The following is an 8,897-nucleotide window of genomic DNA, read 5'->3' as shown; positions in this document are numbered from 1 at the left end:
CCGGAGGCGGCATCTTCCAGCCGATCCTCTATGCGGTGCCGATGCAGTACCTAGCCTACCACACCGCCGTCGCAAAGGGCACAGACGTCGACCAACCCAGAAACCTGGCTAAATCCGTAACCGTCGAATAACCTCAGATCTTTCAGGCAGGATTGTCATGTATCCCAACTCCCGCATCGAAAAGGCGCATTTTCTGGTCTATAGCAATGAGGTTCAGCCCTTTGGCGCGAACTCGGACTATTACTGCGACAGCGCGCTGCGGGCGGGCTTTGACAGCGCGACCCATTACACCGAAAGCTTGCTGCGCCAGACCCCCTTCTGGGAGCAGAACCGCGACATCCTGGAACAGTCGCGGGGTGCGGGATACTGGCTGTGGAAGCCCTACATCATCCTGGAAAAGCTGCGCCAGGTGGGGCCGAACGATATCGTCATCTACAACGATGCCGGCCGCTACAAGGTCGGCAGCTTTGAGCCGTTCCCCGCCTTCCCCCAAGCCGCGGCCGAGCTGACGGCGCTGATGCCCAAACGCTTCATCCTGGGCACGCGCATCGAATGGCTGGTCCAGGGACAGTTCACCAAGCGCGACTGCATGATCCTGACCGGCGCCGACACCGACGAGATGCGCTATGCCCCCCAGATGAACGCCTGCCCGGCGCTGTTCATGCCGTCGGAGGCGTCATTCGCCTTTCTGGAACGCTGGCTGGAGCTGGCCTGCGATCCGCGCATCCTGACCGACCAGCCCGATGAGCTGGGCAAGCCCTATCCCGAATTCGAGGATCACCGCCACGACATGGCCATCGCCTCGATCCTGCTGCACCAGATGCGGGGTCACTATTTCGACCTGTCTGACACCGGCTGCCTGGCCGAGGCCGACGCCCTGCGCCGCCGCAACCGGCATGTGCCGCGGCTGCAGACCCATATCGGCTATCTGTCGCTGATCGCCCAGGAGGCGCTGCGCGACGATTTCTTTGCCGATCCGCAGCCCGACCTGGCCGAGACGATGCGGCTGATCCGCAATGTCGATCCCGCCGAACCCATCCCCCAGCAGCCCCGCACCGTGACCCAGAAGGTCCTGCTGGAGGAGCTGGCCCAGTGGAGCGGAGAGGCGCTGCACCAGATCACCCCGGACCATCTGCGGGCCGCGGCGGCCAGGAACCCGGTCACCGCGATGAAGATCCACGCCCTGTCCCAGATCGACGCCGATACCGCCCTGGTCTGGACCCAGGGCACGGCGGCCTTTGTCGCCTCGCGCCAGGCCGACGGCGACGCCGCCGCGATGACAGGGCAGGCCTCGGCCGCGCTGGCTGCCACGCTGGACCATCACCCCGACATCATGCACGCCGTCCTGGCCGAGATGGCCTGGAGCGCGTTTGACGATGACAGCCGCGCCCTGTTCAAGGCGCGGTTCAAGAACCAGCGCAACCCCCGCGGGCGCGCCGCCATGGTCCGCTTTGCCGATCATCTGGCGCATCAGGGGCTGCTGAATTTCCAGACCGAACAGGCCGGGCGCCGAAAGCAGGTCGTGCAGCAGATCAACCAGGCCTTTGCCTCCTGGCCCGACCAGATTACCAGCGGGGCCGACACATGACCGCGCCGCGCAGCATCCTGATCACCGGTGGGGCGGGCTTCATCGGCGCGCATCTGGCAGCGCGGCTGATCGCGGGCGGCAACCGGGTGGTGATCCTGGACGATCTGAGTTCCGGCAGCGCGGATGCCCTGCATCCCGACGCCGTCTTTCATCGCGGGTCGGTCTGCGATGCGGCGCTGGTGGCGGGGGCCATGGCGGGCTGCGACGGCGTCGTGCATCTGGCCGCGACCGTGTCGGTGCCCGAATGCGTCGCCGACTGGATGGGCGGGCACCGGGTGAACATTGGCGGCACGATCACGGTGTTCGAAGCCGCGCGGGCCTGCGGGGGGATCCCCGTGGTCTATGCCTCCTCGGCGGCGATCTATGGCGATCAGGGGGCGGCGCTGTGCCACGAGGGGCTGGTCCCGGCGCCTTTGTCGCCCTATGGCGCGGACAAGCTGTCCTGCGAGCATCACGCCCGCGCCTTCTGGACGATCCACCGCCAACCCTCGGCGGGGCTGCGCTTTTTCAACGTCTATGGCCCGGGTCAGAGCATCCGCTCGCCCTATGCGGGGGTGGTGGCGCGGTTCTGCGCCAATGCGCGGGCCGGGACCCCGCATACCGTCTATGGCGACGGGCAGCAGACGCGGGACTTCATCCATGTCGCTGACGTGGTCGCGGTGATCTGCCGCGCGCTGGCCCTGCTGTCGGACACGCCGTCGGCGATCGTGTCGAATGTCTGCAACAACCGAGAGACCAGCCTGCTGGACCTGATCGACATCCTGGGCCGCATCGTTCCGGGCAGCGACCAAGGCACGACCTTTCTGCCGGCGCGGGCCGGGGACATCCGCTATTCGCGGGGCGATGATCGCTGGCTAAAGCAGGTCCTTGGCGGGACCAAGGGGATATCGATGCTGGACGGGCTGAGGGAGATCCTGACCCCCGTCTCGCCCCGCCCATGATGCGACCGTCCGCGGCCCGCGCGACAGGCCGCGGATTCTCTTGCCGGACAACCCGCCCTTGGACGCCGTGTCGTGGCAGCAGGCCCATCCCCTACGCTCATGCCGCCGCGCAGACGTGGAGCACATCATCATCACAAATGGCTGGCTGTGCGCGCGGCCGCATCTGCCGCCCCGTGAGGACCAGATTTTCCCGCTCCGCCCCGCCGGGATCATCACGGCAAGGGCGGGCCTGGTCCGATCAAGCCTGCGGAGGCTCGTCCCGATCGACCAGATCGGACGTCGCATCGGCCGTGGCGCCATGCTTCGCCTTGTAATTGGCCTCGGACTTCAGCTTCGTCAGCTCGGGGCGCAGGTTTGCATGCTGGTAATCCTGGACCGACATGGTGGTGCCATCGCTCATCATGATCGCGCCGTCCGGCAGCTTGTATTGTCCGCGCATCGTCCTATCCTTCGTATTGCCGCCCCTAGGCCGATCCCAGACGAACCAACAGGCCTGTCCGGGCCGGTGCAGCCAGGTTAAGTGTTGACCGCCGCCGTCTGACGCGTCGCTCCCGATGCGCGGAGCGGCGGCGGCATTTCCCATGATCGGCGGGGGTTTTCCCCTTAAGACAGGTCAATCAGATGATCAACGCGGCGACCTTGTCAAGCGCCCGCAGAGGTCCCCCGGCGCCGTATGTCATCAGGCCGAGGGCGCCATGCGGCGCATGGTCAGCTCGAACACCTCTTCGTCGTCGGGCACGGGCATCGCGCTTTCCAGCAGAACGCGTTCGTCCTTGCCCTCGATCTCGATCCGGCCTTCGCCGTATTGGCCAAGCTGGTCCTGCGACATCTCGGTGGTAGCGCGCATGCGGATATAGTCGCCCCCAGTATCGACGATCTCGCCGGTCAACTGCGGGCCGTCCTCCAGTGTCAGTTTTGCATCGGTCATCGTCCACTCCTCGGTTGGCCTGCATCGGTGCGGCACAAGCTGAACGCATGGCCGCCGATAAGGGTCCGGCACGCCCGGCCGTTCTGACCGCCGCCTATGCCGATCTGCAGCGCTAGGTGGTGGATAGGAACCCGCAGCAGGCTGCTGTCCAGGCGATGTCCTGGGCCCATGCAGGGTCACGTCGCCGACATGCCCATAACCTTCACCAGAAGAGCGTTCATTGTTCGGCAAGGCAGACTTGCAACGCAAAAGGCCATGGTGGTGATACGCCCTACGACCGTGCTTTCACATGAGCTGAAGGCGCAGGAACGGCATGGCCGCAACGGGAGCGGGCCGGGCTCCTTCTCAGTTCAACAAACATCCAGAAGCACGTGCCGGGCGGACCAACTGACGTCGCGGTGTCCGTCACCTCCCTCGCGCCGGTCCACTCGGAACCGTTTAGGCTTAAGAACGGCCCGGCAGGGGTCCAAGCGGCTCGCCTCCCGGGCGATCTAGCCCTGGGCTTCGCCCGGGTGGTCCATGGAAAGCCGGCCCGTCACGGATCATTGCCCCGTGCTAACGCAGACCAGAACTTCGCACCCTCTCCCGATAATTTCAGCCCTGCGGAATGCGGCTGAGGTCTGGCCGGAGGGGAGGCGCGCAAAGGTAGTCCGTCTTGGTAGGCGACGCTGCTCGCGATGCAACCGAATCGAAATCATCGTCACTCCGCCGAAGGGCTGGCGCAAGGGCATATGCCGCAAGATGCGCCGCGAACGTCCTTTTGGCTATCGTGACAAGTCGAGCTTCCACCTTTGAAAAGCGAGTCACGGTGACGGTTGAACTCTTGTGTGGCCGGCTGCTTTCGTTCTGCAATATCCCGTGTTGGGCGACAGGCTGCTGGATTTGTGCATGGTTGGGTCTGTGCCGCATGGCCCGGTCTTAGGCGAGCTTTCGAACGATGGTTGACGGGATCTGACGGCAGCGCCCCATGGGAAATGTTTTTCCGTCCCGGGATCTGCCGTGCAATGGGCACGGGTGGCCCTGTGTTCCTTTGACTTTTAACATATTGAATATGATTCGGCATTCGGTCGCGACATTGGGGAGGACGGGCTCCGCCTGATCGCCCCTGACCAGTCCGGGCAATGTTGGCCATACTGATCTTTGCCACGGTCGCCGGGTGTTCACGCGGAGTGAGAATCAGGCCGTCGTCATTCCGCGGTCGGGCGCGGGGTCGTTGCAACGCGCGGTGGGGTGAGGCTTTGTTAACCAATCCGCAGGACTATCCGACTGCTCAGCGCCGCCGCATCGCGAGGCCCTTTGCATTCGAGACCGGCATGTCCACCGATTTCCTGTTCCGCTCCTCCAGCATCGGCTCATGCGGACCCGCCATCCAGAGCATCGTCGTCACCCCCTCCAACACCGCGGACCCGCCCGTCGCTATGCGCGCCGTCACCATCAACACGCCCGGCACGATCTCGTGGATCAGCTGGACCGGGGTCACCTGCGCCACCGGACCGCTGCCGGCGGGCACCTATACCATGGCCGCCATGGGCATCCGCGCGACCGGGACCACCGCCACCGACATCACCGGCTGGGTCTGATGCTGGGACTGGGCCTGGGCATCGCCTCTGCGCGCAATACGGCCGTCCCGGGCGCGAAGCCGGTGACCCAGCCGCCCCCCGGCGCGGTCGACGACATCCTGACGGCCCTGCCCGGCGGGACCGTGCTGTGGCCCGATCCGCGATACTGGTTCCAGGACAGCGCGGGCACCCTGCCCGTCACCGCCGAAGGCCAGCGCATCCGGTGCTGGGTGGCCCAGGACGGCACGCGGTGGGTGCAGACCGGGGCCGACAGCGCCGCGCTCGTGGCGGGCCGGTTCCCCAATGGCGAATGGGGCGTGCTGTGCGGCGGCGCGCAATGGCTGGTCTCGCAGGCGGCCCTTGATCTGTCGGGCCAGACGCAGGCCCCGCTGTTCATCGGCGCGCGCAAGACCTCGGACGCCACCAACGGCGTTCTGATCGAGCAGGGGCCGAACGCGACGACCGCGCCGGGCTTCAACATCTTTGCGCCCGCGGGAGCCATCAAATACCGCCAATGGCTGCGGGTCGGGTCGTCCAATACCTCGATCAGCTTTGACAGCGACCTCTATGCGGCGCCGCACAGCGGCGCGCTGATGGGCCTGTTCGCGACCGGCGCGCAGCAGGTCGCGCGGGTGAACGGCACGCAGCAGGCGACCGCGGCACCGGTCGGCATGCTGGCCCGCGACGTGATCCACCTGGGCGCGCGGGCCGGGGCGAACAGCTTCTTCAGCGGCCTGATCGGGCCGGTCGTCCTGCGCGGCGGCCCCCTGCCGGACAGCGCCGCCATCGCCACGATCGAGGCCATCATCACCGAAAGGATCGCCGCCGCAGATCCGGTTCCGACCGTCACCAGCCTCGGCTATGTCCTGGACGGCGACAGCCTCACCAAGGGCTATGGCGCCACGCCGTCCTATCCGACGCAGCTGGGCACGATCACCGGGCTGCCCTTCACCAATCTGGGCGTGTCGGGGCGGACCCTGGCCGCGATGGACAGCACCTTCGCCAGCCGGGGCATCGCTGCGCAGTTCAATGCAACCGGGCGGAACACGCTGGTCATCCTGGGCGGCATCAACGACATCATGAACCTCGCGGGCATCACGGCGGCCGCGCTGCAGGCGTCGATGACCTCCTATCTGGGCAAGGCCAGGGCGGCGGGCTTCAAGGTGCTGGTCGGGCTGCTGCCGCCGGTGGCTGGGTTCACCGCCGCGCGCGAGACGCTGCGCAGCGGGTTCAACGACTGGATCAGGGCCAATGCCGCGACCCTTGCCGATGGCGTGGTCGACCTGCCCGCCATGGCCGATCTGGGCGATCCGGCGAACCTGTATTTCTACCTGGACGGGTTGCACCCCACCAAGCGCGGCCATGCCCGCATCGCCGAGGCCGTGCGGCGTGCCACGGGTGCCGCACTGGTCAGCGACACAACGCCCATGGCCTTCATCTTTGCCACGGTGGCGGGTGCCGAGGCCCGGTCCTACACTATATCGCCGAACACGAACTGGGCCGCGGCCACGCTTGCGATCAGGGGGGCGTGATGCTGGCAGGCGGTCCGGCCTGCTTGATCGCCAGGGCGTAGTGATGAACCGCAGCCGGTCCAACACGACGCCCGCCAGCCGCTGGTACCATGAACGCGTCCCCCCTTGCGGGCCATGGAGACTTCCCCGTCATTCTACGCGCAGCCGAGCTGGGTGACCTGCCAACCATGATGTCATTCCGCCGCCGGACCGCAGTCCTGACCGTCCGCAGCCATGAGCGGCAGTCGGATGACCAGTCGGTTAATCCCCGTGGCGGTCTGTCCATCGGTCATCCCGCCGAGCCAGACGAGATCTACAGTAAAGGCCAGATGCCTCGACGCCCGGTCATTCTGAATTCGAGTCCAGGAATCCCATGTTGCCGCTCACCCACCCAGAGAGACCAAACCCTACCCAACCTGCAGTCAGACAGTCGATCCGCATTGCACTCGGCGCCGCGTGGACGGCATGACCGCCACACTGCCGGTTACTGTTCCCGCCACATATGTCTTGGCGCACGCGGTCATCTGATCGGAAATCCTTGATGCGATAGGCTATCACGGGCGGGACACCGCCGAAGGTGCTGTCATCGCAGGCATAGACCCAAATCTTCGCAACGCCAGACCCACGCGCGGGGGTCGGCTGAGTGGTCCTGTCAGCGGAACGGCTATCTCCCTAAACCACATCGTTCATTACGCGACGCGTAGCCATCGAGCGCAAAGCCCACTGTCCATCGGGTGCCGCTTGAGCGCCAGAAAGTCGCAGGCATCAACTCCCGCCCGGCAACAACGCGGATTGCCAACGACAGAACCGGACATAATGACATCCGCCATCGGCGCCTCGTTCAGTATTTGATTCCATGGTTCGCTGGTATGATCCTCTCTAAAAATTTTAGAAAGCAGTATGGGCCAGGTTCGTAACGAAAGCGCCTCGACCACGCACGCCGTGAGGGCCGAAACGCAACGCTCGGAAGCTTCGATCTCGACGCTGAGCAAGGAGTTGTAGACCAATCCCAAGACAGTCGCGAAGTGGCGCAAACGCCGACGGTCGAGGATCTCAAGACGGGGGTGAACGGGCCACGCTCGACGATCCTGACCGAGGCCGAGGAGGCGACCATCGCCACCTTCAGGCGGCACAGGCTCCTGCCGTTGGACGCTTGCCTGCATGCACTAAAGCCATCAATCCCGCATCTGACGCGGCTTGAGGTGCCCCCCGAAAACTGGACACTGACGTAAGCTCCGCTTTGCTATCTGCTGATCTTCACCACGAAGGAGATCTATGATTTCGAAACCAAAGCAGCACGCCCCTGCGTTTAAGGCGCTGAAAGGAGAGGCGACGGTGTCGGAGCTGGCGAGCCGGTTCGGCGTGCATCTGACGATGATCAATCAGTGGAGTTGGGAGGATCAGAAAACGATCCAGTGAATCGTTTTCCCGTCCAACGCGCTGCTGGATGGCGCGTCCGGTGTATTCGAGCGCGGCAGCCGGAAGGCACCGATGTTCAACGAGGACCAGGTCAGGGACCTGCATGCCAAGATCGGGGAACTGGCGGTGGCCAACTCTTTTTTGGAAACAAAGCTGAAGCCTTGGGGCGGCACGTGAGGCACCGATGATCGAACCTGACCATCCAGACCTGTCGATCGGTCAACAGTGTGCCCTGCTATCGATCCCGCGCTCGTCGTTCTACTACACCCCGCAGGGTGAGACGGAGCGGAACCTTTCGTTCGCCATGGACCTCGAACCAGTGGCGGCCACATAGCTCACTGCGGTTGATCGATGTGCAGTTCCCCGACACGCCGTTCTTCAGGTGACGTGGCATCTGTGCAGTTGCAGGGACCGTGGCCCCCGTGGGGCCGCGCAAGCCCGGAAACGGCCATGAGGTGAACGTGAAGCGTATCCGTCGGCTCATGCGCCTGATGGGGCTGATGCCAATCTACCAGAAGCCCAACACCAGCCGGCCGACGAAGGGGTACAAGACTTACCCTTATCTGGCTCGCGCGGCCTGCGTGTGGACCGGCCAAATCAGGTTTGGTGTGTGGACATCATCTCTCTGCCGATGCGTCGCGGCGCTCGGCATCGCCTCTGACCGGCGGCGGCTCATGCCTCGCTCACCCTGAAGGCGATCATGGATTGGCATACCCGGATGGATCGAGCGTGGCGGATCTCCAACACGCTAGAATGAGACCGTGTTCGCCACTGATGGAGTGGATGGCTCCCGCTCCCGGCATCGTAATGTGCCACATTGGGTGCTGTCACGGTTTGGTGCCGCTCCTTTGACCACGTAATGTGCAGCAAAGGAGATGAACGATGGGCACAATCAGGACAAATGAGCAGGGATGCGGTGCGTATTGCGCTGACAAGCGGGCTTTCGCGGCG

The 8,897-nt window shown here is 64.8% G+C and carries 7 protein-coding genes and 1 pseudogene; 6 read left to right on the top strand and 2 right to left on the bottom strand.

Going from position 1 to position 8,897, the window contains the following annotated elements; all coding sequences use genetic code 11:
* Positions 1–157 precede the first annotated feature (157 nt).
* The gene (locus tag FA740_RS18745) at positions 158–1,588 is read left to right on the top strand and encodes a hypothetical protein (RefSeq protein WP_136858325.1); all 1,431 of its coding nucleotides are present in this window, start codon (positions 158–160) and stop codon (positions 1,586–1,588) included.
* On the top strand, positions 1,585–2,529 hold the full coding sequence (locus FA740_RS18740) for an NAD-dependent epimerase/dehydratase family protein (protein ID WP_136858324.1): 945 nt from the start codon (positions 1,585–1,587) through the stop codon (positions 2,527–2,529). Before FA740_RS18745 ends, FA740_RS18740 begins: the two co-directional genes overlap by 4 nt.
* Before the next feature lie 238 nt (positions 2,530–2,767).
* On the opposite strand, the gene FA740_RS18735 is transcribed toward FA740_RS18740, so the two are convergent.
* Together FA740_RS18735 and FA740_RS18730 are read right to left on the bottom strand one after the other, a co-directional pair.
* Positions 2,768–2,968, bottom strand: coding sequence for a hypothetical protein (locus FA740_RS18735; RefSeq protein WP_136858323.1), 201 nt, complete (start codon positions 2,966–2,968; stop codon positions 2,768–2,770).
* Positions 2,969–3,208: 240 nt separating this feature from the next.
* Positions 3,209–3,457 carry a hypothetical protein gene (locus FA740_RS18730; RefSeq protein WP_136858322.1) on the bottom strand — a complete coding sequence of 83 codons (249 nt, stop codon included), beginning with the start codon at positions 3,455–3,457 and terminating at the stop codon, positions 3,209–3,211.
* Between the two features lie 1,313 nt (positions 3,458–4,770).
* On the opposite strand from FA740_RS18730, the gene FA740_RS18725 reads away from it, so the two are divergent.
* The 4 genes and pseudogenes from FA740_RS18725 to FA740_RS19840 all read left to right on the top strand — a co-directional run bounded on the left by FA740_RS18725 (position 4,771) and on the right by FA740_RS19840 (position 7,946).
* On the top strand, positions 4,771–5,037 hold the full coding sequence (locus tag FA740_RS18725) for a spike base protein, RCAP_Rcc01079 family (RefSeq protein WP_136858321.1): 267 nt from the start codon (positions 4,771–4,773) through the stop codon (positions 5,035–5,037).
* Positions 5,037–6,548 carry an SGNH/GDSL hydrolase family protein gene (locus FA740_RS18720; RefSeq protein ID WP_136858320.1) on the top strand — a complete coding sequence of 504 codons (1,512 nt, stop codon included), beginning with the start codon at positions 5,037–5,039 and terminating at the stop codon, positions 6,546–6,548. Before FA740_RS18725 ends, FA740_RS18720 begins: the two co-directional genes overlap by 1 nt.
* Positions 6,549–7,427: 879 nt before the next feature.
* Positions 7,428–7,723 (top strand): annotated as a pseudogene (locus FA740_RS20535) (IS481 family transposase); the annotation flags it as partial.
* Positions 7,724–7,802: 79 nt separating this feature from the next.
* Positions 7,803–7,946: a hypothetical protein gene (locus FA740_RS19840; protein WP_169306385.1), complete on the top strand. Its 144-nt coding sequence runs from the start codon at positions 7,803–7,805 to the stop codon at positions 7,944–7,946.
* Positions 7,947–8,897 lie beyond the last annotated feature (951 nt).

This window comes from Paracoccus hibiscisoli (assembly GCF_005048265.1).
In the GTDB taxonomy this organism is placed as follows: Bacteria; Pseudomonadota; Alphaproteobacteria; order Rhodobacterales; family Rhodobacteraceae; genus Paracoccus; species Paracoccus hibiscisoli.
Note: the sequence above shows the minus strand (reverse complement) of the source record. Positions and strands in the feature narration are given on the sequence as shown.

Excerpts from the sequence above, each read along its gene's own strand:
- FA740_RS18745 (WP_136858325.1), top strand. The coding sequence starts at position 158 with ATGTATCCCAACTCCCGCATCGAAAAGGCGCATTTTCTGGTCTATAGC.
- FA740_RS18740 (WP_136858324.1), top strand. The coding sequence starts at position 1,585 with ATGACCGCGCCGCGCAGCATCCTGATCACCGGTGGGGCGGGCTTCATC.
- FA740_RS18735 (WP_136858323.1), bottom strand. The coding sequence starts at position 2,968 with ATGCGCGGACAATACAAGCTGCCGGACGGCGCGATCATGATGAGCGAT.
- FA740_RS18730 (WP_136858322.1), bottom strand. The coding sequence starts at position 3,457 with ATGACCGATGCAAAACTGACACTGGAGGACGGCCCGCAGTTGACCGGC.
- FA740_RS18725 (WP_136858321.1), top strand. The coding sequence starts at position 4,771 with ATGTCCACCGATTTCCTGTTCCGCTCCTCCAGCATCGGCTCATGCGGA.
- FA740_RS18720 (WP_136858320.1), top strand. The coding sequence starts at position 5,037 with ATGCTGGGACTGGGCCTGGGCATCGCCTCTGCGCGCAATACGGCCGTC.
- FA740_RS19840 (WP_169306385.1), top strand. The coding sequence starts at position 7,803 with ATGATTTCGAAACCAAAGCAGCACGCCCCTGCGTTTAAGGCGCTGAAA.